The sequence below is a fragment of the Aeromonas sp. L_1B5_3 genome, from assembly GCF_963866575.1.
Lineage (GTDB): Bacteria > Pseudomonadota > Gammaproteobacteria > Enterobacterales > Aeromonadaceae > Aeromonas > Aeromonas jandaei.
Map to the genome: position 1 here is coordinate 129,870 of NZ_CAWMDN010000079.1, position 24,759 is coordinate 154,628.

At 59.8% G+C, this 24,759-nt stretch carries 22 protein-coding genes; 7 read left to right on the plus strand and 15 right to left on the minus strand.

Features of this window, described 5'->3' with window-relative positions; all coding sequences use genetic code 11:
* Positions 1 to 78: 78 nt before the first annotated feature.
* The 3 genes from AACR93_RS05230 to AACR93_RS05240 are packed head-to-tail and all read left to right on the plus strand — an operon-like array spanning position 79 to position 4,362.
* Positions 79 to 1,869, plus strand: coding sequence for an assimilatory sulfite reductase (NADPH) flavoprotein subunit (locus tag AACR93_RS05230; protein WP_043850192.1), 1,791 nt, complete (start codon positions 79 to 81; stop codon positions 1,867 to 1,869).
* Positions 1,869 to 3,593, plus strand: a complete 1,725-nt coding sequence (gene cysI, locus AACR93_RS05235; protein WP_043850193.1) for an assimilatory sulfite reductase (NADPH) hemoprotein subunit — start codon at positions 1,869 to 1,871, stop codon at positions 3,591 to 3,593. The genes AACR93_RS05230 and cysI overlap by 1 nt, the downstream gene beginning before the upstream one ends.
* A gap of 10 nt (positions 3,594 to 3,603) precedes the next feature.
* Entirely contained in the window at positions 3,604 to 4,362 is a 759-nt protein-coding gene (locus AACR93_RS05240) for a phosphoadenylyl-sulfate reductase (RefSeq protein WP_043850194.1), read from the plus strand.
* A 54-nt stretch (positions 4,363 to 4,416) separates the two neighbouring features.
* Here the strand turns inward: AACR93_RS05240 and folA are convergent, their stop codons facing one another.
* The 4 genes from folA to AACR93_RS05260 all read right to left on the minus strand — a co-directional run bounded on the left by folA (position 4,417) and on the right by AACR93_RS05260 (position 6,757).
* A complete protein-coding gene (folA, locus tag AACR93_RS05245) occupies positions 4,417 to 4,908 on the minus strand; it encodes a type 3 dihydrofolate reductase (protein ID WP_043850195.1) in 492 nt (163 codons plus the stop codon).
* An 18-nt stretch (positions 4,909 to 4,926) separates the two neighbouring features.
* Positions 4,927 to 5,394: a threonine/serine exporter family protein gene (locus AACR93_RS05250; RefSeq protein WP_042029861.1), complete on the minus strand. Its 468-nt coding sequence runs from the start codon at positions 5,392 to 5,394 to the stop codon at positions 4,927 to 4,929.
* A complete protein-coding gene (locus AACR93_RS05255) occupies positions 5,391 to 6,188 on the minus strand; it encodes a threonine/serine exporter family protein (RefSeq protein WP_042029862.1) in 798 nt (265 codons plus the stop codon). The genes AACR93_RS05250 and AACR93_RS05255 overlap by 4 nt, the downstream gene beginning before the upstream one ends.
* Before the next feature lie 233 nt (positions 6,189 to 6,421).
* Positions 6,422 to 6,757 carry a DUF3135 domain-containing protein gene (locus AACR93_RS05260; protein WP_041209943.1) on the minus strand — a complete coding sequence of 112 codons (336 nt, stop codon included), beginning with the start codon at positions 6,755 to 6,757 and terminating at the stop codon, positions 6,422 to 6,424.
* 402 nt (positions 6,758 to 7,159) lie between these two features.
* On the opposite strand from AACR93_RS05260, the gene mog reads away from it, so the two are divergent.
* On the plus strand, positions 7,160 to 7,690 hold the full coding sequence (gene mog, locus AACR93_RS05265) for a molybdopterin adenylyltransferase (RefSeq protein ID WP_043850196.1): 531 nt from the start codon (positions 7,160 to 7,162) through the stop codon (positions 7,688 to 7,690).
* Between the two features lie 89 nt (positions 7,691 to 7,779).
* Here mog and AACR93_RS05270 read toward each other — a convergent pair whose 3' ends face one another.
* The 6 genes from AACR93_RS05270 to trmB all read right to left on the minus strand — a co-directional run bounded on the left by AACR93_RS05270 (position 7,780) and on the right by trmB (position 12,234).
* Positions 7,780 to 8,181 (minus strand): DUF2541 family protein, encoded by a 402-nt coding sequence (locus AACR93_RS05270; protein WP_041209941.1) that lies wholly within the window; start codon positions 8,179 to 8,181, stop codon positions 7,780 to 7,782.
* A gap of 173 nt (positions 8,182 to 8,354) precedes the next feature.
* Entirely contained in the window at positions 8,355 to 8,564 is a 210-nt protein-coding gene (locus tag AACR93_RS05275; protein WP_033112737.1) for a YgdI/YgdR family lipoprotein, read from the minus strand.
* 201 nt (positions 8,565 to 8,765) lie between these two features.
* Positions 8,766 to 10,058, minus strand: coding sequence for a sulfurtransferase (locus AACR93_RS05280; protein WP_043850197.1), 1,293 nt, complete (start codon positions 10,056 to 10,058; stop codon positions 8,766 to 8,768).
* A gap of 29 nt (positions 10,059 to 10,087) precedes the next feature.
* Positions 10,088 to 11,008: a glutaminase B gene (gene glsB / locus AACR93_RS05285; RefSeq protein WP_043850198.1), complete on the minus strand. Its 921-nt coding sequence runs from the start codon at positions 11,006 to 11,008 to the stop codon at positions 10,088 to 10,090.
* A gap of 131 nt (positions 11,009 to 11,139) precedes the next feature.
* Entirely contained in the window at positions 11,140 to 11,472 is a 333-nt protein-coding gene (locus tag AACR93_RS05290; RefSeq protein WP_033112740.1) for a YggL family protein, read from the minus strand.
* A gap of 48 nt (positions 11,473 to 11,520) precedes the next feature.
* Positions 11,521 to 12,234 (minus strand): tRNA (guanosine(46)-N7)-methyltransferase TrmB, encoded by a 714-nt coding sequence (trmB, locus tag AACR93_RS05295; RefSeq protein WP_005335228.1) that lies wholly within the window; start codon positions 12,232 to 12,234, stop codon positions 11,521 to 11,523.
* Positions 12,235 to 12,584: 350 nt separating this feature from the next.
* Here trmB and AACR93_RS05300 point away from each other — a divergent pair, with 350 nt between their 5' ends.
* Entirely contained in the window at positions 12,585 to 13,766 is a 1,182-nt protein-coding gene (locus AACR93_RS05300; protein ID WP_041209939.1) for an aminotransferase-like domain-containing protein, read from the plus strand.
* A 74-nt stretch (positions 13,767 to 13,840) separates the two neighbouring features.
* Here AACR93_RS05300 and AACR93_RS05305 read toward each other — a convergent pair whose 3' ends face one another.
* The gene (locus AACR93_RS05305) at positions 13,841 to 15,370 is read right to left on the minus strand and encodes an EAL domain-containing protein (RefSeq protein WP_043850214.1); all 1,530 of its coding nucleotides are present in this window, start codon (positions 15,368 to 15,370) and stop codon (positions 13,841 to 13,843) included.
* A 252-nt stretch (positions 15,371 to 15,622) separates the two neighbouring features.
* Here AACR93_RS05305 and AACR93_RS05310 point away from each other — a divergent pair, with 252 nt between their 5' ends.
* Positions 15,623 to 16,528 carry a TIGR01777 family oxidoreductase gene (locus AACR93_RS05310; protein WP_043850199.1) on the plus strand — a complete coding sequence of 302 codons (906 nt, stop codon included), beginning with the start codon at positions 15,623 to 15,625 and terminating at the stop codon, positions 16,526 to 16,528.
* A gap of 90 nt (positions 16,529 to 16,618) precedes the next feature.
* On the opposite strand, the gene AACR93_RS05315 is transcribed toward AACR93_RS05310, so the two are convergent.
* Entirely contained in the window at positions 16,619 to 19,066 is a 2,448-nt protein-coding gene (locus AACR93_RS05315; RefSeq protein ID WP_043850200.1) for an ABC transporter permease, read from the minus strand.
* A 36-nt stretch (positions 19,067 to 19,102) separates the two neighbouring features.
* Positions 19,103 to 19,798 carry an ABC transporter ATP-binding protein gene (locus AACR93_RS05320; protein WP_043850201.1) on the minus strand — a complete coding sequence of 232 codons (696 nt, stop codon included), beginning with the start codon at positions 19,796 to 19,798 and terminating at the stop codon, positions 19,103 to 19,105.
* A 56-nt stretch (positions 19,799 to 19,854) separates the two neighbouring features.
* On the opposite strand from AACR93_RS05320, the gene AACR93_RS05325 reads away from it, so the two are divergent.
* Positions 19,855 to 20,466: an arylesterase gene (locus AACR93_RS05325; RefSeq protein WP_043850202.1), complete on the plus strand. Its 612-nt coding sequence runs from the start codon at positions 19,855 to 19,857 to the stop codon at positions 20,464 to 20,466.
* Positions 20,467 to 20,556: 90 nt separating this feature from the next.
* On the opposite strand, the gene AACR93_RS05330 is transcribed toward AACR93_RS05325, so the two are convergent.
* Positions 20,557 to 21,501: a chemotaxis protein CheV gene (locus tag AACR93_RS05330; protein WP_033112748.1), complete on the minus strand. Its 945-nt coding sequence runs from the start codon at positions 21,499 to 21,501 to the stop codon at positions 20,557 to 20,559.
* 140 nt (positions 21,502 to 21,641) lie between these two features.
* Positions 21,642 to 24,668 (minus strand): glycosyl hydrolase family 18 protein, encoded by a 3,027-nt coding sequence (locus AACR93_RS05335; RefSeq protein ID WP_052497048.1) that lies wholly within the window; start codon positions 24,666 to 24,668, stop codon positions 21,642 to 21,644.
* Positions 24,669 to 24,759 lie beyond the last annotated feature (91 nt).

Sequence of the window (24,759 nt, forward strand, 5' to 3'; positions counted from 1 at the left end):
GGTTATATTTTTATTCTTTGTTGCTATCCATCACACCCCTTAACCTGACCACAACTCAGACCATGGAAGACGTGTGTGATGCAATTGAAGGACTCCCTGATCAACCTGACGCCCCTCTCCGACGAGCAGCAACGCCAGCTAAGCCAGGCGCTCGCCACCCTCAATACCCAGCAGCTTGCCTGGGTGAGCGGTTATCTCTACGGGCTCTCCCAGAGCGGCTTGCAGCCTGCCGTGACCGGCGCGGCTGTGTCTGCGCCCAGTGGCAGCCTGACCATTCTCTACGGCTCGCAGACCGGCAACGCCAAAGGTGTCGCCAGTGCCATCAAGGTGCAGGCAGAGGCCCGTGGCCTACCCGTTACCTTCACGTCGATGGCAGACTACAAACCCAAGCAGCTCAAGAAAGAGAGCCACCTGCTGGTGGTAGTGAGCACTTACGGGGAGGGTGAACCGCCGGAGAGCGCCGTCGACCTCCACGACCAGCTGAAGAAAGGCAAGATAGGCAAACTCGAGGGCCTCAAGTTCGCCGTGCTGGGGCTGGGTGACAGCTCCTACGAATTTTTCTGCCAGACCGGCAAAGATTTTGACGACTTCCTCGCCAAAGCGGGGGCCGAGCGCATTCACGAACTCGCCAGCCTCGATGTGGATTATCAGGATGCAGCCAAGGCGTGGGGCGAGCAGGCCATCAATGCCATTGCCGCGACCCTCTCCACCGGAGCGGCAAGCAGCAGCGTGGCCAACGCGGTGCAGCAGGCGGTTGGCCTGAGCCACTACAGCAAGGAGAACCCCTTCCCTGCCCGCCTGTCGGTCAATCAGAAGATCACCGGCCGGGATTCCACCAAGGATATCCGCCACATCGAGATCAACCTTGAAGAGTCTGGCCTCAGCTACCAACCGGGGGATGCCCTCGGCGTCTGGTTCGACAACGATGCCGAACTGGTTAGTGAAGTGCAGGCCCTGACCGGCCTCTCCGGCGATGAAGCCACGGCCCACGGCACCTTGCGTGCAGCCCTGACCGGTCACTTCGAACTGACCCGGTTGCACGGCGGCTTTATCACAGGCCTTGCCGAGATAGCAGGCAATGCAGCGCTGAAAGATCTGGCCGGCGACAAGGTTCAGGTCAATGGGCTGGTCGCTTCAGCCCAGATTGTGGATGTACTGAAGCGCTTCCCGACCGACCTCACGGCCGAGCAGCTCATCGGCCTGCTGCGCCCCCTCACCCCGCGCCTCTACTCCATCGCATCAAGCCAGCACGAAGTGGAAGAGGAGGTGCACCTGACCGTCGGGGTGGTGCGCTATCCGCAAGAGGACGGCACGGTGCGCAGTGGCGGCGCCTCTTCGTTCCTCGCTGATCGCCTTGAAGAGGGCGCCGAGGTACGGGTGTTTGTCGAGCACAACGACAACTTCCGCCTGCCCGCCAATCCCGACACCCCCGTCATCATGGTGGGCCCGGGTACCGGCATCGCCCCGTTCCGCGCCTTTATGCAGGAGCGGGAAGCCATCGGTGCCTCAGGCAAGAACTGGCTCTTCTTCGGCAATCCGCACTTTACCCAGGATTTCCTCTATCAGGTGGAGTGGCAGCGTTATGTGAAATCGGGCTTGCGTTCGAAGATCTCGCTGGCCTTCAGCCGGGATCAGGCCCACAAGATCTATGTGCAGGACCGCCTGCGCGAAGCGGGCCTGGAGCTCTATCAGTGGCTGGAAGCAGGCGCTCACTTCTATGTGTGTGGTGACGCCAACAGGATGGCCAAGGATGTGCAGGAGGCCCTGCTGGATGTGATTGCCGAACATGGCCACAAGAGCCGTGAGGAAGCAGAAGAGTATTTGAGCGAATTGCGTCGTGCCAAACGTTATCAAAGGGATGTCTATTGATGAGCAAACAACCTCTTTCTCACCCAAAAGCGGGGTCGGTCGAAGGACCGCTGGCCGACAACGAACGTCTGAAACGCGAAAGCAACTTTCTGCGCGGCACCATAGAGCAGGATCTGCAGGATCCGCTCACCGGCGGCTTCAATGGAGACAACTTCCAGCTGATCCGCTTCCACGGCATGTACCAGCAGGATGACCGCGATATCCGCCCGGAGCGCGCGGCGCAAAAGCTGGAGCCACTGCACAACGTCATGCTGCGTGCCCGTCTGCCCGGCGGCATCATTACTCCGGCTCAGTGGCAGGTGATCGACAAGTTCGCCGAAGAGAACACCCTCTACGGCAGCATCCGTCTCACCACCCGGCAGACCTTCCAGTTTCACGGCGTATTGAAGCGCGACATCAAGCTGATGCACCAGACTCTCAACAGCACCGACATCGATTCCATCGCCACTGCGGGCGACGTGAACCGCAACGTGCTCTGCACCAGTAACCCGGTGGAGTCCGAGTTGCATCAGGAGGCCTACGAGTGGGCCAAGAAGATCTCCGAGCACCTGCTGCCCAAAACCCGTGCCTACGTGGAGATCTGGCTGGACGGTGAAAAACTGGGGCAGGATGAGGAGCCGATCCTGGGCTCCAACTACCTGCCGCGCAAGTTCAAGACCACTGTGGTGATCCCGCCTCATAACGACGTGGATATCCATGCCAACGATCTCAACTTCGTGGCGATTGCCGAACACGGCAAGCTGGTAGGCTTCAACGTGCTGGTGGGCGGCGGGCTGGCCATGACCCACGGCGACACCAGCACCTACCCGCGCAAGGCGAGCGACTTTGGCTTTATTCCGCTCTCCCACGTGCTGGAGGTGGCGGCCGCTGTGGTCAGCACCCAGCGCGACTGGGGCAACCGGGTCAATCGCAAGAACGCCAAGACCAAGTACACCCTCGAACGTGTTGGCGTCGAAGCCTTCAAGGCCGAGGTGGAGAGCCGCGCCGGCATCCAGTTTGGCGAGGTGCGTCCCTACGAATTCACCAGCCGTGGCGATCGCTTCGGTTGGGTCGAGGGGATCGACGGCAAGCACCACCTCACCCTGTTTATCGAGAATGGCCGCCTGCTGGACTTCCCGGGCAAGCCGCTCAAGACCGGCATGCTGGAGATCGCCAAGGTACATCAGGGGGATTTTCGCCTGACCGCCAACCAGAACCTGATCATCGCGGGCGTCCCGGCTGCCGAGAAGGCCCGTATCGAAGGGCTGGCACGCCAGTACGGCCTGCTGGATGACGGCGTTAGCGAGCAGCGCAAGCAGTCGATGGCCTGCGTGGCCCTGCCTACCTGCCCGCTGGCGATGGCCGAGGCGGAGCGCATGCTGCCCGCCTTCGTCACCGAACTTGAAGGACTGCTGGCCAGGCACGAGCTGGCGAACGATGCCATCGTATTCCGGGTCACCGGCTGCCCCAACGGCTGCGGCCGCGCCATGCTGGCGGAGGTGGGTCTGGTGGGCAAGGCGCCCGGCCGCTACAACCTCCATCTGGGCGGCAACCTCGAAGGTACGCGCATTCCGCGCATGTACCGGGAGAACATCACAGAGCCGCAGATCCTGGCTGAGCTGGACGCCCTGATCGGCCGCTGGGCCAGAGAGCGCGAACCGGGCGAAGGGTTTGGCGACTTCGTCATCCGCGTCGGTATCGTCGCACCAGTGGTCAACTCGGCCATCGACTTCTACGCCGCCTGAGGGGGATATCATGACTCTCGATCTCGACCACCTGCTGACCCTGACCCGGGACGAACAGGTTGAGGCACTGGCTCCCCATAACCGGGAGCTGGAGCAGATGAGTGCTGCCGAGCGGGTGCGCTGGGCGCTGGCCAACCTGCCGGGTGGCCATATCCTGTCGTCAAGCTTTGGCATTCAGGCGGCGCTGATGCTGCATCTGGTGAGCCGCGAGCAACCGCAGATTCCGGTGGTGCTGACCGATACCGGTTATCTCTTCCCCGAGACTTACCGCTTTATCGATGAACTGACCGAGCGTCTTGGGCTCAACCTGCAAACCTACCGGGCGGTGCTCACCCCCGCCTGGCAGGAAGCGCGTTATGGCAAGCTGTGGGAGCAGGGAGTGGAGGGGATCACCCGCTACAACCAGCTCAACAAGGTCGAACCCATGGAGCGCGCCCTGCAGGAGCTGGGTGCCCGCACCTGGTTCTCGGGGCTACGCCGCGAGCAATCGGGCAGCCGCCAAGGATTGCCGGTACTGGCCATCCAGCGCGGCCGCTTCAAGTTCCTGCCGGTGATCGACTGGAGCAACAAGGATGTGCACTACTACCTCAAAGAGTTCGACCTCCCCTACCACCCCTTGTGGGAGCAGGGTTACCTCTCGGTGGGCGACGTGCACACCACCACCAGGTGGGAGCCCGGCATGAGCGAGGAGCAGACCCGATTCTTCGGCCTCAAGCGCGAGTGCGGCCTGCACGAAGAGAGCGCTGAAAATGGCGGGTCGGGTATCTGACCCCATAACAACAAGGGCACCCGAAGGTGCCCTTGTTGTTTGTGCCATAAGACGTTACTTGCGCAGCCAGGTTTCGAAACGATAGGGGTGCGGGTTCTTCTCATCGGCCTGGTGAACTTCACGCTCGACACACTGCCACTGCTCATCCGCAAAGGCAGGGAAACGGGTATCCCCTTCCACCTCTAGCTCAATGCGAGTCAGATAGAGGCAATCGGCCTTGGGCAGCAACTCGGCATAGAGGTGCCCGCCCCCGATCACCATCACTTCCGCCACTTCGTTGTCGGCCAGCAGCGCCAGCGCCACCTCGACGGAACCCACCACCTCGATACCATCGGCCTGATAGCCAGGATTGCGGCTGATCACCAGATTACGCCGTCCGGGTAGCGGACGACCGATGGATTCGAAGGTTTTGCGCCCCATCAATACCGGCTTGCCAAGGGTGACCCGCTTGAAGTGGGCCAGATCGGCCGGCATGTGCCAGGGCATCTGGTTGTCCTTGCCGATCACCCGATCGTGGGCCATGGCGGCAATCATGGAAATCTTCATTGGGCTTCTCACCATCCGTCAGATTATGGGGCGGTTACGGTACACGACCAGAGAGGGGATCGCCAAACCGAAACTGAGGGCTCCCACGATAAAAAGCGCCTTGAGGCCGTTCTCCACCGCGCTCTGGAGCAGGTTCATGGTCACGCCGTTGATGTTGAGCTCCACCACCGCGATCATGGTCTTGAAGGCGTAGCTGCCCGGGATCATCGGGATAATGGAGGCGACGCTGAACACCGGACGCGGCGCCAGCAAACGGCGCGACCAGTAGACGCAGACAAAGCCCACGGTGGTGGATGCGGTCAGGGTCGCCCACTCGATAGGCATGCCGTAGTGGATAAGCAGGGTACGCAGACTATGGGCCAGCGCACCACCCATGGCGCAGTACTTCAGCATTCGTGGCGGCACGTTGAACAACATGGCGAACCCGACTGCCGGAATGGCCGACCAGAAGGCATCCTTGGCCAGTAGCCAGAGCAGATCCATCATACCTTCCACCCCCAGATCCCGGTCACCGACATGGCGAGAATAATGCCAATGGCAGCGCTGATGGTGAGCAGGGTCGCAGTGCCCCAGCGTGCCAGCCCCATGTTGAAGTAGCCCTTCACCATGTCGGAGACGGCATTGATGAGCGGAAAACCCGGCACCAGCAGCAGCACGCTGGCCGCCATGGCGAGATAGGGCTGACTGCCCCAGCCAAAAAAGGTGGCGCTGGAGGCAAGCAGGGTGGCGATAAAGCCGGTCACGGCAAAGTTGATAAGCGGACTGTGGTGATGGCGGGCCATCAGCTGGCGCACCCGCATCGCGATCGCAGCAGAGAGACAGGTCACCACGAAGATGGGCCAGTCACCGCCAAACAGCAGGCTGAAAGCACCGCAGGAAAGCCCCACCATGGGCACCACCAGCCAGGGGTGGTAATGAAAAGGGACGATAGCTTCGAGTCGCAGGCGCACTTCACGGGCACCGATCAGCTCTTTTTCCGCCATGATGCAGATGCGCTGGATCTCGCACACCACCTGCATGTTGATGCCGTGTTCGCGCACCCGCCGGGTGGTAGTGACGCAACTGCCCTGATAGAGGCTGGTGAGCACGATGGCACTGGAGGAGATGGCCATCTCGACGCTCTCCAGACCCAGCGCCATGCCAAGGCGTACTGTGGTCTGCTCGATGATCCGGCTCTCGGCACCAAACTGGGCCAGCATCTGCCCCACCTTGACGATAATGCGGGTGATTTCTGTCTGTTGCTCCCGCGACAGCACCCGTCTTGGTGTGATACTTCTCATAATCCCTTCGAGTCGTAGCAATAAATTTTGGCCATATTAGCTTAACTTTTATCGCTATTCATCCACCCTTATCACAACTCCCTGAATAATCTATTTGGGTCCAATAAAATAAAACCTCATCACAATTTCATCACCAGCAACATAAAAATCCATAACAAATAAAAAGAGAGTGGCAGGTTCTTATTTTGCCACTCTCCATCAAATCAAGTTTCAATATTAAATATTGCGATAGATTATTTGGGCCGTTTATAGTCGATCAACCGGATTATTTTACCACTGCCATCGTTTTCAGGCGGAGGTATCTCCTCCTCGCGAAATTGTCGCATTTCACTGCCCATCAGATAAAAGGAGTCCCGCATCATATTGGCAATCCGTATACAACTGTCGAGGTTGTTTTTTGCCAACCTGCGCTGACCGTCAATCTTGAACTGGAGCCCGCGCAAACGGCGCTGCTGCTCGGGGTTGGCCCGAGCCATCAGCTGTTCAATCTGCTGCTCCAGAATGGCATCCAGCCGGGAGGGTTCACTCGCAGCCAGTTCTTTCAGGGTGTCAAAATCAGGCAACTCCATATGCCCTCCCAGGCAACGCCAACGGGCAGCACAGCCTGTGCTGCATCTCTATCTCGCACTCATTCCCCGCGCATCTCTTTCTCTGTATACAATGCCAATATAAAGGGTTCAATCTGCCTGATGACGACCTTCGGGGTATTATTGGTATTGGCCGCTTCTCTCTATTTTAATTCTGTTAAGGATCAAACGATTATTTTTATAATCCGGCCCACCTGCCACTTATAAAATTTTGTCTGATGTAATTTGTTTTTTATTGCCGATTCATGAATTGTTGCTGGATATTTTGCTTCATTCGACGCTGGATAATCGTAGTCCGGAAGGTTCAGCTTTTCTGGCGATTTAACTTATCTCACTGATTATGTTATTTTAATTACCACTTTTTCGGATATCCAAGAGCAGACCATGAGCAAGGCAAAAATCGGTATCGTTACCGTCAGCGATCGCGCCAGTGCCGGCATCTACGAAGACCTCTCCGGCAAGGCCATCATCGACACCCTGAACGCCTATCTGACCTCGGAGTGGGAGCCCGTCTATGAGGTGATCCCCGATGAGCAGGATCAGATTGAAGCGACCCTGATCCGGCTGGCGGACGAGGAGCAGTGCTGCCTCATCGTCACCACCGGCGGCACCGGCCCGGCCAAACGGGACGTCACCCCGGAAGCGACCGAAGCGGTATGCGATCGCATGATGCCGGGCTTTGGCGAGCTGATGCGGGCCGAATCCCTCAAGTTTGTACCGACCGCCATTCTGTCACGCCAGACTGCGGGCCTGCGCGACGATACCCTGATCGTCAACCTGCCAGGCAAACCCAAGTCGATCCGCGAGTGTCTGGATGCGGTCTTCCCCGCCATTCCCTACTGCATCGACCTGATGGAAGGGCCCTATCTGGAGTGCGACGAAACCGTCATCAAGCCATTTCGGCCGAAGAAATAACTCACTCCCGAACAGGCCATAAAAAAATAGTGGCGAGCATTGCTCACCACTATTTTTATCCGGTTTTTCACACCGACAAATCGCTTCGCTTATTTACGGCCAAATACTTTCACGCCGGCCTTGCTGCGCTCGGAATTACCGTACACTTCGATTTTTTTTACACAGCGGCGCGAGCCAAGGGATTTCCAGCCGGTCTCGGTATCACCACGCATATCCTGATCGAAATAGATCGTCTTGGTGCGATCACCGCCATATGTGACGACGACTCGATCCAGGGTCAAATCACGCTCAGCCTTCACCTTGATATATTTGGTCTGGCGGCAAATCACCATGGGAATGGTGGCACCATGATCACCAGCGCCCAACAGAATGGTGCGGCCGAGGGTGAATTGATCTTCACCGGCATGGCTGGCAGTAGCGACAACCAGCAGAAGAGTTCCCAGCAGGGCACGAACGGAAAAACGGGAACGCCAGAGAGCGAGCAGGGACATAACACCTCCAATAAAAAATGGAGCGTCATGATAGTGAAACAACCATAATGGAAGCTGTACCCCGCGGCCAAAAGCAGCGAATTGATGGTAATTTGCTGCGAATGTCGGCAATTTGCACGGGTTTAAAAACAACAAGGGCTGCCACTGGCAGCCCTTGTAATCTCATGGCTGGCTCAACGCTCCATGATCTGGGTGACATCATCCTTCTTGATCATCACTTCGCGCCCTTCGGTATCGTAGTAGCGATACATGCCGGTGCTCTCGTCCAGCTTGGGTTTGCTATCGGTGGTGATCATCTTGCCGTCTTTGGTGCTCATGATGTATTGGGAGCTGCATGCCACCAGCCCCAGCGCACAGATCAGGATCATCATCAGTTGTTTCATCGCCGCTTTTGCCTCCCTCTGCACCCTCACCACGAGGATGATGAGTGAAGCCTAGCTCAACATCATGGCCCCGTTTGCATCGATTTCGGGAACGGGATCTGCGTCAAAAATCAGTGAGTTAGCCTTTATGACGGTGATGAGTCAGGCGCCGGAATAAAAAAGGCCGGACAACTGTCCGGCCTTTTATGCGATCTCTATCCGTTACTTGGCAGGTTTGCGCTCGCCGGTCACGGTCGGGTTCTTGGGATCGGAACTCCACTCGTACCAGCCACCGTCGTAGACGCTGATCCGCTTCCAGTCCATCAGCCAGGCGTAGAAGAAGGCTTCGGAGGCACGCCAGCCGGTACCGCAGTAGAAGGCGGCCTGCTGAGTCGGCTCGATGTTCCACTCATCCCACATGGCGAGGATCTCGCGGGCCGGCTTCATGGTACCGTCCGGGTTGTGGAAGTCGCTCATGCTGTTGGCATCGACACCACCATGACCCCACTTGGCCCCCGGGATATCGCCCTTCGGCTTGATGTAGCTGTAGCCAGAGGTGTTGCCGACAAACTCGTCCCAGGTACGTACGCTGACCAGCGCGCTATCGGGCTGCTTGAGCAGGGTCTTGGCCTGATCCAAAGTGGTGTAGTACTCGGGGTGAGCCGGAATGGCCACGCCAAAATCCTTCACCGGCTCATATTTGTTGGGCAGGCCGGTTTCGGTGCGCAGGTGCTGGATAAACCAGGCATCAAGGCCGCCGTCCAGCAAGCGGACGTCTTCCACGCCGGCATACATCATCAGATGCGCAGCGCGGGCAGCCGCCATGGTGTTGCGACCGTAGAGGATCACGGTGGTGTCGTGGCGGATGCCATTCTCCAGCAGCAGCTGTTTAAGCGCCTCGTCAGAGACCTTGTTCCACAGCGGCTCCTCTTCCAGACGGTTGGTATCGATATAACCCGCCCCCGGAATATGGCTCAGCAGATAGGCCTTGGGTGAACCCCAATCCACTTCAAACAGTTTCCAGTCCCCCTTGGGCGCTGCAGCTACCGGCCGGCCTTCCTGCAGGTCGAGCAACCAGCGCGGATAGACCAGCTGTTGCCAGCGAGCCAGGTGTTCGCGCGGGGAGCTTTGCCAGCCCTGCAGCTCGAACAGCTGCTTGATGCCCTGCATGCGCAGCATGCGCGCCACTTCAGCCACTTCGCGCGGCGCACCATAGAGTGCAACCGGGCGATCGGCTTTCAGCCCCTTGGTGGCAAGGGCGGCAGGCCAATCCGCATCGCGGTATTTCCACTCGGCAGAGAGGTTCTCGGCGCCAGCCACATGGCCCCCCTGCTTCTCGCCCTCCATGGGCCACCCCTGATAGAAGTAGCTGGCGCGAGTATCCAGGATGACCGCCTGTTTGGCCTTGGCATCAGCCAGCGAAAGCGGTGGCAACTCGGCTGCAAAGGTGGGCAGGGCACACCAGAGCAGCAAGGTCGCCAGCGCGGCCTGCAAGAAGCGAAGATGTCGTTTCATGGTGATTTCTCGATTCATAGTGAACAAGGTTAAAAAATGGAGCGGCCCAGACGCTCGGCCAATAACTCCAGCGCTGCCGTCCCTGCCAGCGAATTGCCCGCTTTGTTAAGCTCGGGCGACCAGACACAGACGCACAATTCTCCCGGGATCAGGGCCACGATACCACCGCCGACCCCGGACTTGCCCGGCATGCCAACCCGGTAGGCAAAATCTCCCGCCTCGTCATAGAGGCCGCAGGTCGCGAGCAGGGCATTGACCTGCTTGGTAGTGCGCGCCGGCAGCAGCGGGGTTGCTTCGCCAAGCGGCAAGCCGCGGTTGGCCAGATAGATAAAGGTTCGCGCCAGATCGACACAACTCATGCGGATGGCGCAGGCATTGAAATAGCTCTGCAGCACCTTGTCCACTTCGTTTTCGAAGTTGCCATACGCCTTCATCAGATAGGCGATGGCGGCGTTGCGGGCCGAGTGCTGATATTCGGAGCGGGCGACGACCTGATCCGCCATGATGGCCGGATTGCCGGAGAGGCGGCGAGCCAGCTCCAGGGTGCGCTGGCGCGGTGCTGTGAGGCGGGTCTCCAGCAGATCATTGACCACCAGAGCGCCGGCGTTGATAAAGGGGTTGCGGGGTATCCCCTGCTCGAACTCGAGCTGAACCAGCGAGTTGAAAGGTTGGCCGGAGGGCTCTTTGCCGACCCGGGCCCAGATCTCCTCCTCCTGATAGAGGGTGAGTGCCAGCGTCAGGCTCAGGGCCTTGGAGATACTCTGGATGGAGAAGGGTTCGAAGGCGTCACCGGCAGTGAACAGCTCCCCCTCCACGGTACAGACCGCAATGCCGAGCCGGTCGGCCGGCACCTGCGCCAGCGCAGGAATATAGTCGGCCACCTTGCCGTGTCCCAGCAGCGGGCGCACCTCTTCCAGAATGCTGGTCAGTAATTCGGATGACAACACCATAAGCAATTCCATGACTAATGCGGGTGTGGAGATCCCATCCCCACTGACAAAAATCCCGCCAGTGGCGGGATTTGTCTATCTGACTGCGGCAGGCAGTCGACACCGGCTCGCCTGCCACAGCGAGTCTGGTATCAGGCGGGTTCGCCGTACCAGAGGTCGAACAGTTCGGTGACCACGACAGCTTCCATCCCCTTGCCTTCCAGCCAGGATTTAACGGCGGCACGGTCTTCTTCGCTGCACTTGCCCAGCTGCTGGGTGCAGATCATCCCTTCCCAGGCCAGGTGGCCGGAACCGGCGAAAGCCAGTTTGCGGGGCTCGATCACTTCATCGATCATCGCATCGACTACGGCATCGATGGTCTCTTCGGCAGTGCCGACCGGGAAGTTGAAACTGATGTCGAAACCCATTTCCTGGAATTCATCGACGCGCAGTTTCTTGCGCAGGCGGCGGCTACGATTGGCCATGATAGCTCCTCAAGTTAGTTGATACGCTAGGTGTGTTGACGTGCCAGCTTAGCTGACACGCTTGAAAATCAGATCCCAAACCCCGTGCCCCAGACGATGGCCACGTTGTTCGAATTTGGTCAGCGGACGCCAGTCAGGGCGCGGCACCCAGTTGCCGGTCGCGGAGGTGTTTTCATACCCCTCGGCGGCGCTCATCACTTCCAGCATATGCTCGGCATAGTTTTCCCAGTCGGTGGCCATGTGGAATACACCACCGATGGCCAGCTTCTGGCGAATATCCTGCGCAAAAGCCGGCTGGACGATACGACGCTTGTGGTGACGGCTCTTGTGCCAGGGATCCGGGAAGAAGAGCTGCAGGCAGGAGAGTGAACCGTTCGGGATCATGTGCTCCAGCACCTCGACCGCATCGTGGCAAATCACCTTCAGATTGGTGACACCCGCTTCCTGAGCGGTACCCAGACAGGCGCCCACGCCCGGGGAGTGCACTTCGATGCCGATGAAGTTCTTCTCGGGGGCATTCTTGGCCATCTCGACCAGAGAGGCGCCCATGCCAAAGCCGATCTCCAGCACCACAGGTGCTTCACGGCCAAACAGTGCGACCAGATCGAGTTGCTTTGGCTCGAAATCGATGCCCATGACCGGCCAGAGCTCTTCCAGGGCCTTCTCCTGCCCTTTGGTCAGGCGGCCTTCGCGACGGACAAAGCTGCGGATCTTGCGCATGAACTTGCCGTCTTCGTTAAATACATCTTGGGTCACAGGCATAATGGTCTCGTTATTTCATCAATCCGGGTAATACATCTGGTGTCCGATCCCGCCGGGGGATCGCTTGCGGCCCGCTATTTCATCGCACCGCAAAAACAGGGGAGCGAATTATCCCAAGATGGGCCCAAGGCGCAAGTGTTTCGAGCAACAAATATTCCAGCCAGCCACTCCCCTGCCCCCTCACTGGCATCACTACTCCGACTAACCGCCCAATATAATCCGCAGTAGAGTCAATCCAGCCCTTTTTTAGCGATTTTTGTGACAATCATTGCCTCATTTCTGAAATCTGATACAAACGGATAACCTGGCGGTCGAATGGAGCGACCGCCCACATGCCGAGAGAATTGCCTATGCAGCCGTTTTTTGCCCAGCGCTTCGAGAAGGTCGAGCCTTCCTTTATCCGTGAAATCCTCAAAGTTGCCGCCAATCCGGAGATCATATCCTTCGCCGGCGGCCTGCCCAATCCTCACCTGTTTCCGGTCAAGGCGATCGATCAGGCTTGTCAGGATGTGCTGCGCGAACAGGGGGCTGCCGCCCTGCAATATGCGGCGACCGAAGGGTATGCGCCGCTGCGCCAGTACATTGCCGACCGCTATCTGGCCCGCCACGGCATGCAGGTCAATCCGGACAACATCCTGATCACCAGCGGCTCCCAGCAGGCGCTGGATCTGCTGGGCAAGGTGCTGATCGACGAGGGGCAGGATCTCATCATCGAAGAGCCGGGCTATCTGGGCGCCATTCAGGCCTTCTCTGTCTATCAACCGAATTTCAAGCCAATCACCCTCGGCGAAGCCGGGCTGGATCTGGCGGCGCTGGATGCGCTGCTGGCTAGCGGCTCCAATGCCAAGCTGCTCTACGGCGTACCCAATTTCCAGAACCCGAGTGGCGTCTCCTACAGCCGTGCCAACCGCGAGGCGCTGGCCGAGCGACTGGTGCGCCACGAGCTCCTGATGGTAGAAGATGATCCCTACGGCGAGCTGCGCTTCGAAGGTGAACATCTGCCCCCGATTGCCAAGCTGGCGCCGAACAATACCGTGCTGCTCGGATCCTTCTCCAAAACCGTGGTGCCCGCCTTCCGTCTGGGCTGGATGCTGGTACCGGAGTGGCTGCGCAAGAAGGTGACCATCGCCAAGCAGGCGACCGACCTGCACAGCAACGCCTTCAGCCAGCAGGTGCTGCACCGCTTCCTGATGGATAACTCCCTCGATGCCCATCTGGAGAAGATCAAGGAGGTCTATGGCCGTCAGCGCGCCGCCATGGAAGCCGCTCTGACTCGTCACTGTCCGCCCGGTGTCAGCTACACCAGACCGGAAGGGGGCATGTTCCTTTGGTTGACCCTGCCGGCTCATATCAGCGCCATGGCCCTGTTTGACGAGGCGATCAAGGAGAAGGTAGCCTTCGTGCCGGGCGCCCCTTTCTATGTGCGCCCCGAAATTCAGAACACCCTGCGCCTGAGCTTCTCCTGCGTCGATGAAGCAACCATTGAGGAGGGGGTCAAGCGGCTGGCTCGCGCCCTCCAGCGGATGCTCTGACCCAAGCCACCGCACTGAAACAAAAAAACCAGCGAACAGTTCGCTGGTTTTTTTATGCCTTCACTTAACCACAATCAGCCAAACAGGCTCTTGCAGAACTGCGCCATCGGCATGGGGCGACCATAGAGATACCCTTGCAGATAGTCGACATGGCGATCCCGCAGGTAGTCAGCCTGCGACTGCTTCTCGACCCCCTCAGCGATCAGGATCAATTCAAGCCGTTTCGCCAGATCAATCACGTTCTCGACGATATGGCTGGAGAGTGCATCCGTGCCAATCATCTCCACAAAGCTCCGGTCAATCTTGATGGCATCGACCTGAAACTGTTGCAGATAGGTCAGACTGGAGTGGCCGGTGCCAAAGTCATCGATAGAGATCAACACGCCCAGTTTGCGCAATTCGGCAAACATCTGGGCAGTTGTCTCATCGGCCACCAGCAACTCCCGCTCCGTCAGCTCCAACCCCAAATCAACAGGATTCTCCTTGAAGGCGTCGAGAAACGCCTTGCAGTCAGCCAACAGGTCGAGATCCTGAAAGTGTTTGGCACTGATATTGAAGCAAAAATGAAACTTTGCTGGCAGCTTGCCGGCATGAGGGGAGAAGTGGTCGCGCACCTCGGCCATCAACAGGCTGGTCATAGGAACAATCAGCCCGCTATCTTCCGCCAGCGGGATAAAGCGATCCGGCGGAATCATCCCCTGTTTGGGGTGCTGCCAGCGCATCAGCACCTCACAGCCACGCCACTGCTCGTCATCGCCGGAGACCACCGGCTGCAGGTAGGGAATAAACTCCTCGTCGATCAACGCCCGCTTGAGCTCCTCCGATGGTGAGCTGCTACGCCCCATCAGTCTGAAGGTGCCGAATCCAATCAGCAGCGCCAGTAACGGAGAGAGAAGCAAGGTATATCTGGAGTAGCGCCATGCGTGGCTCAAGTAGTCATGCACCGTGACCCGTGTGACGACCTGATAGGGGAAATTGGCCGAAGCGAGGGCAATATAGCCCTCTTCTGTCGGAGAGGGTGCCGCCCCGAACTGGCCTGAGCCAAACAGTGCCCTCTGCCCCACCACCAGAGCCATCGGGGAGTTCTTGCTGGAGATCTCCAGAGTATTGAGCAGGTAGTAGCCATCTATACCAATCAGCACACTCCCCCTGTCCGTTTCATGACGCAGCACGATCAAGGGACGATCCGGCGTGACCTCATTGCCAGGCATCAGTTGCAGTCTGCCTTCTACATAGCTGTCAGAATTGAAGGGGCCATCATAGTCACCATAAAGCGAGGTGCAGTAGATGTGGCCGCCGACAGCCAGATTGGCGGAACGAACATCGGGCACCGTTGCCACCTGTTCGCGTAGCAGTTGTGCCGCATCCTTGCAGGGGTGGCCAAGCATCCCCTCCACATTGATGGCCGCTTGCAGGGCATGGCCGATGGAGCGATCAAACATCATACGGGCATGCTGCAACCGTGACTCGGCATCACGCTCTATCTCCGTCACGGTCTGCCAGATAACGGCAACAACCCCCAGCAGCAGGATCCCGCCCCCCATCAGCAGCGCCACCAGAATCCTCGAGTAAAGCTGGCGAAGTTTTAAACGACGAAATGGCATGGAGGCCTCTTTGATGCTCGGATAATGGGTGACAGCCTCGGTGGACAGGCGAAAAGGGTCGCCATAATAGCGATTGTTCAACATATGTCCACCCAACAAAAATCAATCAATTCAAGCTGTTGTTCAACAATATCTTGTAAGAAGAGGATAGAGTTAACACCCGTCAAACAAAAAACTCCCGAAGCACGTCTCACTTGTTGAAGGGAAGCCGCACCATTAAAGTTGAGCAAACGACCGCAGGAGCGCGCAACGATGAAGATTCTGATTACCGGAGGAACCGGTTTTATTGGCCGCCGGCTGGTGGCCCATCTCAAGGTCAATCACGACGTGGTCGTCCTGAGCCGACAAGGCAGTCGCGCCTACTCCCTGCTTGGCCACGATGTCCAGATCATCGATAGCCTCGACAGCCTCGATGACCTCAACGATGTGGATGCAGTGATCAATCTGGCAGGGGAACCCATAGCCGCAGGCCGCTGGAGCGAGCAACGCAAACAGCTGCTCTGCGACAGCCGCTGGCTGCTGACCGAGCAGCTGGTCGACCTTATCAAGCTCTCCACAACGCCCCCCTGTGTGCTGATCAACGCATCCGCCATCGGCTGGTATGGCAGGCAGGGGGCTGAGCCCCTCGACGAGCAGTGCCGCTCACCCCATCAGGAGTTCACCCACCAGCTCTGTCAGCAGTGGGAAACCCTGGCGCAGGAAGCCGGCAGCAAACAGACCCGGGTATGCATCGTGCGGATCGGGCTGGTGCTCGGCATGGATGGCGGCGCCCTGCCAAAAATGCTGCCCCCCTATCGGCTCGGCCTTGGCGGCCCCATGGGCAGTGGCAATCAGATGATGAGCTGGATCCATGTGCAGGATCTGGTGCGCGCCATGCTTTTTCTGCTGGAGCACGAGGAGTGCAACGGTATCTTCAACGGCACGGCACCTCATCCGGTCAGCAACCGGGAGTTCAGCCAGACCCTGGCTCGCACCCTCCATCGCCCGCACCTCTTCTTCGTCCCGGCACCGCTGCTGCAACTGGTGATGGGAGAGGCTGCCGATCTGCTGCTGACCGGGCAAAACGTACTGCCCGCACATCTGCAACAGGCCGGCTTCCACTTTGCCTACCCGCAGCTGCCGCAGGCACTGACCGATCTGTTGCGAGAGACTCGCTAACACTTTCCGAACAGCCAAAACTCGCACAGCAATCAGCCCGACCACTGGTCGGGCTGATTCTCTCCAGCACCTGCGCTCTCGAGGGCCTGATTACAATAATCCCTGACCCAAACCACGCAGCCGATCACTGAGAGTGCCCGCCAGCAGCTGGCGCCGCATTCCCTGACCGGCCAGGGTGACCAGCAACGCCCCCAGGGTTGGCAATCCGAGCCAGATGCGCCAGTGGAACTGCCACTGACCATCAAACCACCAGAACTGCAGAGCAAAGGCACACAACTCCACCACCATGGCGGCACAGAGTCCGGCCAGCAAGCCACTCGCCACCAGCTCCCAGCGCAGCATCTTGCCAAGCAGCGCACTGCCGGCCCCCAAGGTGCGCATCAACAGCAGTTCGCGCCGCCGCTGGGCCATGCTGGCCTGAGTCTGGGTCAGCAGCACCAGCAGCGCCGCCACCGTCACCAGCCCCAGCATCAGGGCCAGCGCCCGGCTCACCTGCTCCGAAACCCGGGTCAGCCGCACGATGAGATCATCCACATCAATCAGGCTCACCGTGGGATGGTGGCGGATCAGCCCCACCTCGGCGGTACGCCCCTCTGGCGGCAGCCTGTAGCTGCCGATCCAGGTGCGGGAGAAGGGGGCCAGCAGGTCGGGTGAGAAGATCATGTAGAAATTGGGCCGCATGTTGTCCCACTTGATACTGCGCAGACTGGTGACCCGAGCCCCGAAGCTGCGCCCCTCGATGGTAAAGGCGAGCATGTCCCCCAGCTTGATATCGAGCCGCTTGGCCAGTTCGCTGTCGACCGATACCTCGCCGGGGCCGGAGAGCCATTTCCCTGCCACCAGCTTGTTGTCGGCTGGCAGGGTCGTCGTGGTAGTAAAGTTGAGCTCCCGATCGACCCCCTCGCGACCACTGCGAGCCCCTTCCCCCACCGCATCACCGGCGATATGAGTCAGGCGCCCGCGCACCATGGGATAGAAGTCGGAGGTAACGGCGCCAGCTCCCGCCAGTTCGCTCAGGATCCCTTCCCGCTCGTTCTCGGCCACATTGACCAGAAAACGGTTGGGGGCATCGGCGGGCAAACGGGCGGAGAACTCCTCCAGCAGATCGATGCGAACCGCCCAGAGCAAGCCAAACAACATCAGCGCCAGCGCAAAACCGGCCAGCTGGAACAGACCGCTGCGCCGCTCGCGCGACAGATGGGCCAGCGCCAGCCGCAAGGCGTGCGGACCGCTCACCCGCGCTCCCAGCCTCAACATCAGGGAGGCCAGCAGAGCCAGCAGCCCCATCAGCAGGCCCATGCCACCCACCAGACCAAAGGCCAATCGAACATCGGCGGTGAAGCCCCACACCAGCGCAAACAGGCCGAGCAGACCGACCGGCAGCGCCAGCCAGGGGGGGATCCCCGCCTCCAGCTCGCGACGCAACACCCGCAGCGGCGGCACTTTCAGCAGCCGCAAGAAGGGGATAAAGGCGAGCAGCAGGGTGATGAAGAGGGCTACCGCCACACCCAGCGCAAAGGGGCGCCAGGAGGGGGGCGGCAGATCCGGTGGCAGCAACTCCCCCAGCAGTTGCAGGGTGAACCACTGCATGACGGTACCCGCCACCAGCCCCAGCAGGGCGCCGAGCAGAGTCAGCGACAGCAACAGTCCGCTCATCAGTTGCCACAGACTGGTGCGCGATGCCCCCAGCGTCTTGAGCAGGGCCACCATATTGGTCTGGCGTTCGGCAAAGTGACGTACCGCTATGCCCATTGCCAGCGCTCCCAGCAGCACGCCGCAAAGGGACGCCAGCCGGAAGAAGCGCTCGGCATTGACCAGCGAGCGGCCCACCTGGGATTCGCTGTCATCGGGCGTGATCCACTTCTGCCCGGCCTGCAGCTGAGGAACCAGCCAGCGCTCATAGCGGGCCAGCGCCTCTCGCGACCCTTTGAAGAGATAGCGCCACTGCTGACGACTGCCCGGCAGCAGGGCGCCGGTCGCCTCGATGTCGGCGCTGTGGATGAGCGCCCGCGGCGCCAGCAGGAAGGGGCTGAAGCCCTGATCGGGCTCCTCGCCAAGCAGACCTGCCACCTTGAGCACCGTATTGCCCACCTCCAGCTCATCCCCCACCTTGGCCGTCAGCAACTGCATTACCCGGGCGGAGAGCCAGATTTCACCGGGGGCAGGAGTCCGGGCCGGGGTCAGTTCCAGCTTGCCGTAGAAGGGAAAACCGTCGGGCACCGCCCGGATGGAGGCGAGCTGCAGCGCATCGCCGTGAAACAGCATGCTGTTGAAACTGACCGTGGTCTGCAACGCCAGACCATCTTTTTGTGCCTGCAGCAACCAGCCATCCGGAACCGCAGTGGCAGTGCGCAGCACCCGATCCGCCCCGATAAAGTCGCGGCCCGATGCCTTGAGTCCCGCCTCCAGCCGATCTGCCACCAGCGCCACGCTGAGCACACAGGCCACACTCAGGGCCAGCGCCAACACAAACCAGCGCAGCTCGCCGCTCCATCCTTCCCGGCGCAGCAGTCGCCATCCCAATCGCCACTGCATCATCCCTGACCACCTCCGCTCACTCGCCTGCCCCCTGCGTTACACCACTGCATGACTCACCTCGCGCTCCAGCCTGCCTGCCGCCATCACCAGCTGACGCTGGCACCGGCTGGCCAGCTCTTGGTCATGGGTCACCACCACCAGAGTGGTGCCGTGCTTGCGGTTGAGCTCAAACAGCAGCTCAATCACCTTGTCTCCGGTCTTGCTGTCGAGGTTGCCGGTCGGCTCGTCTGCCAGCAGCAGGCTGGGCCGGGTCATGAAGGCGCGGGCAATGGCCACCCGCTGCTGCTCGCCACCGGAGAGCCGTGGCGGCATATGGTGCAGACGTTCGCCAAGCCCTACTGCCGCCAGCAGTTCACGGGCTCTTGGCTCACAATCCCGCTCACCGCGCAGCTCGGCGGGGAGCATCACGTTCTCGAGCGCCGTCATGGTCGGGAGCAGCAGGAATGACTGGAAGACAAAGCCGATCTGCTCGGCGCGCAATCTGGCCCGCCCCTCCTCATCCAGCTCGCCGAGTGACTTGCCGAGAATTTCGATGGAGCCAAGACTTGGCAGATCGAGCCCGGCCAGTAATCCGAGCAAAGTAGACTTGCCTGACCCGGAGGCGCCGACCAGTGCCACCGTCTCGCCACTATTGACTTGCAGATCGATCCCTTCAAGGATGGTGAGGCTTTCCTGGCCGAGGCTGACCGATTTGCCGAGGCCCTTGACGACAATAATGGGGGTTGAACTCATGCTCGATATCCTTTGTCCCAATCCCTTGATGGCAATCCATAGCGGGAGTTGAATTGATGGTGCGTATTCTGTTTGCCTTGCTGGTTGGCCTCGGCAGCCTGCTCTCATCCGCTCAGGCGCAAACCCTGCTGGTGCTCGGTGACAGCCTGAGTGCCGGCTATCAGATGCAGGAGAAGCAGAGCTGGCCAGCCCTGCTTGAACAAAAATGGCAGAACGAGGGGGGCGAGCACACCCTCATCAATGCCAGCGTCAGCGGTGAGACCACCCAGGGAGGGCTGGCTCGCCTGCCCGCCCTGCTGGAGCAGCATCAGCCAGACTGGCTGCTGATTGAACTGGGGGGCAACGATGGCCTGCGCGGCTTTGCCCCTGCCATTACCCGCCAGAATCTGGCCAGCATGATTGCCCTTGCCAAGGAGAAGCAGATTCAGGTCGCGCTGACCCAGATCCAGCTACCCCGCAACTACGGAGCCCGCTATCTGCGCCAGTTCGAGCAGATCTTCCCGGAACTCGCCGAGACCAACAAGCTGCCCCTGCTCCCCTTCTTCATGGATGATATTGCGCTGCGCCCTGAACTTATGATGAACGATGGCATTCACCCTGCCCCGGCGGCGCAGCCGCAGATCCGCGACAAGGTGGCCCGCTTCATGGAACCACTGATGAGCCGCTAACGCCTTGGTAACGGGCTCTGTCTATACGACAGCAGATAAGCAAACATCCCGCCAAGGCGGGATGTTTTTTATTGCAGACTGTATGGCGGGTTACTTTTCCAGTACCTGACGCAGCCGCTCCTGCGCCACGCCAACCAGCAGGTCGGGCTGGAATTTGGAGATAAAACGGTCACACCCCACCTTCTTGACCATGGCTTCGTTGAAGTTGCCGCTCAGGGAGGTGTTGAGGGTGATGAAGAGATCGGCCATGCGCGGATCGCTGCGCACTTCGTGGGTCAGGCGGTAGCCATCCATTTCAGGCATCTCCGCATCGGTAATCATCAACAGGATTTCGTTGGTCACCTTCTTGCCGGCATCGCACCATCCCTTGAGCAGGGTCAGCGCCTGCAAGCCGTCCTGACACTCGATAACCTCGAGCCCCAGCTGCCCCAGCGTCTCGCGCACCTGATTGCGGGCAGTGCTGGAGTCATCGACGATAAGCACCTTGCGGCCGTGCATCTCGGGCAGAATATCCCGATCCAGCACCTCTTCGGAGATGCTGATGTCGTAGGTGATGATCTCCGCCAGCACCTTCTCCACGTCGATGATCTCGACAATCTGATCCACCCCGTCTTCCGGGATGCGGGTAATGGCGGTGAGGTAGTTGGCACGCCCGGCCGAGCGCGGCGGCGGCAGAATATCCTTCCAGGTCATGTTGACGATGTTGGCTACCTGCCCCACCAGAAAGCCCTGAATGGTGCGGTTGTATTCGGTGATGATGAGGTTGGATTCGCTGTCGACCGGCATGGGACGCATGCCGATGGCGCTGCGCAGATTGATCACCGGGATCGAGGTGCCGCGGATATTGGCCACCCCGCTGATATTGTGGTGAGAGCCCGGCATCTTGTTGAGGTGCGGCAGCTTGACCACCTCTCGCACCTTGAAGACGTTGATGGCAAACATCTGGCGGGTGCCGAGACGGAACATCAACAACTCCAGGCGGTTTTCCCCTACCAGCTGGGTTCGTTGATCAACTGAATCCAATATACTCGCCATATGCTGACATCCATCTGATTATTAATCGACTTCTATTATAGAGGCTGCCTGCCAGGAAAGGCAGACGCATTTTCAACCAGATCGACCATGCAGATAAAAAAAGTGAGGCCTAAGCCTCACTTATCTCCTTGATTTAAAAATCAATAACTACAGACAGACTTCCAGCTGCCATCGGTGGTCTTGGGTTCACTGCTGGTCCACCAGTTGGCCTGCCACACCACCTTGTTGTGGGTGATGCGATCGCCCGCATTGGCATGATCCCCTTGCGGCCAGGTCGGGTAAGCCTTGTAGGCTGCCGGGTTGATATTCTGGCTGCTGCAGGTCGCACCGCCCTCACCACCGCCCGAGCCCAGTACGGCCTCCGGCAAGGTCGGGAACTCGGCCTTGAGACCCGCGGTCTGGCTGCCGCTGATGATGCGGATTCCACTCGGCACGCCAGCGGCCGGCAGATAGTAGGTCATCGCCACTTCCACATCGCTGCCCGGCGTCCAGGCTTTCCAGGTCGGCAGCGTCAGAGCCACCTTGTGGAAGTCCTTCTCGTTGGCAATCCCGTCGGAGTTCTGGTTGCCGCCGCTCTCCACCACTTTTAGCCCCATCCCGCTCTGGTCGGTGATGGTGTCAGAGGTAGAGGTGGGCACCAGGAACTCGATGCGGGCACCGCCCGGAATGGTCTGGGTCGAGTTGTTGGTGAGCTTCAGGGTCGGGTTGATCGGATAGTTGGAATCACCCTCCTTGAAGCCGGAGAGGCTCACCGCGATGTCGAGCTGGGCCGCCGGAGCTGCCAGATCGTTCTGCTTGGTGTTGTACTTGGTCGCCTTGGCAAACTTGTCGTAGGCGAGCGTGGTCAGGGTATCCCCCATGCCGTACTCTTTTTTCACCGGATCGTAGGCGTAGTCACCCGCCATCTCCCAGAACATCACGCCACCCAGACCACGATTGACGATGTAGTCGAGCTTGTGACCCATGGACTCCTCATCCTCGGTGGAGAGGAACACCTTTTTCTCCTCGTTCCACAGCCAAGGTGCATGAGCCTTGTCGTCGTAGTAACGGACATACTTGCCCTGCATCACATGGGCCGGGTTGTTGGGATCCAGACCCCAGGCCTGACCGTAGCTCGGCATGGTGGTGATCCCCAAATCGGCTGCGTGCTCCAAGTTCTTGGCATGCCACATGGGGACGGCGCCCCCGCCAATCTCCTTGCCGTTCTTGTCCAGATCGTGCCAGATGTTGTCGATGCCGACCGCACCGTTGCCGCACGGAATGGTGCCGCCACCGGTACCCGGCTGACAATTGCTCTGGCTCGGCAGTGCTGCCTTGCCGCCCAGACCGTGCGTGCCACCGCTGACACCCTGCCAACCGCGGGTGTAATAGGGCACACCCACGTTGATCTTGCCGGCAGCCAGCGCACCACGGAAGTAGTGAGCAGACCAGGCGGCGTTGAGGTAACCGATGCCACCAAACTCTTTCTGGGTGTAGACGCCCCACTGCGCCAGCTCGGCGTCAGCCTTGTTGTCAAACAGGGCGGCGTTGTGGCCGACAAAGTGGTTCCAGGCACCGTGGAAGTCGTAGGTCATCAGGTTGACATAGTCGAGGTACTGGGTGACCTGGAAGTTCTCCATGCCGCGCAGCAGATATGCGGAAGCTGGCGAGGCGATGGTCAGCATGTACATGCGGCCATCCTCGCTGCCCGCCGTATCCAGCTTGCTGCGCAGGGTCTGCATCATCACCTTGTAGTTGGCAAAGAGCTTGCTGCGGCACTGGTTGGAGAGCGGGAAGTCGTTGGGGTTGCCCGCATCCTTCATGGAGGTGGGATATTCATAGTCGATATCGACCCCGTCAAAACCGTACTGACGGATAAAACTCACCGCCGACGTGGCAAGCGCATTGATGCCATCGGTGTTGACCGAGCAGTCGCCCTTGGTGGTAGCGGTGTAGAAACCGCGCGTATCGGCCCAGCCCCCGACCGAGATCAGGGTTTTCACGTCCGGATACTGCTTCTTGAACTTCGACAGCAGGTTGAAGTGCCCCTTGTAGGCGAACTCCGGATCCATCTCGGCACCCGGCACGCCATCCCAGGTCATCTTGGTCGCCGAGTCATCCACCTTGATGGTGTGACTCTGCTCGTCCACCGCCGCGAAGGCGTAGTTGATGTGGGTGATCTTGCTCCACGGAATGTCGCTCACCAGATAGGCGGGCAGGCCATTCTTGCCGGTGCGCCAGGAGGTGAAGTAGCCGATGACCCGGCGGGCATGGTCATCCCCCATGCACTCGTAGCCATCAGGACGATAGATCTGGCGGATATCGCAGGAGAGGTTGCCACCGGACGGTGGCAGCGCGGCCTCCTCGACAGTGACGTTCACTGCCGCCGACTCGCCAACCAGATTGGTCTTGTCAGTGGCCACCAGCTTGAGGGCGGCACTGCCCTTGGCATCCGGCGTCCAGTTGACCTGCCAGGGGGCGGCATTGTCTTCCCCTACCTTCTTGCCATCGACAAACAGCTCGACTTTGGCCACATCGTTGTTGGCATCGGTGACGTTGCCGTTCACCGCCACGCTACGACCCAGCGTCACCTTGGCACCGCTGGCCGGGCTGCTGATGCTCACCTTGGGCGCCTCTGGCGCCACCACGGCAGCAACGTTGAAGCTCGAATCCGCCTCGCTCAGTACCTTGCCATCCTTATCCAGCGCCCGCGCTTTCAGGGCGTGCGCCCCAACGCCCGCAGCACTCCAGCTGGCGCCCCAGGGCGAGGCGCTGGCCGTGGCAGCAAGCTTGCCGTCGATAAGGTATTCCACCCGAACCAGCGCCGTCACCGGACCACTCAGGGTCACCGCCAGCGCCACGCTGGCACCTTCGTTGAAGCTGGCACCGGCAGCCGGAGAGCTGACGGCCACGCCGAGCGCCGGTGGCGGCACTTCGCCGCCGTAGAGCTTCCAGGCATCCGCCCAGACCACCCCGACACCGGGTTCATAGTGATAGGGTGATGCCCCGCACCAACCCGAGTAGGGGAACTCTTTGCATTCATAGAGGGCACCGGCATTGCTGACGATGTCACCGGCTTTGTAGGCAGTACCGGCCTTGTAGGCGGGATAGGCTGCCTGCGCCCAGGCGGGCATGGCAGCGATGGCCACCAGCACGGCAAGCCGGCTGGGCCTCAGGAACTGTTGCATATTGTTATCTTCCTTGTTTTGTCTTGGCATTGGTGACCAAGGCAAAGCACAAGCGCAACCTGCGTGAAGGGAGGGAGACTACCGGCCATGG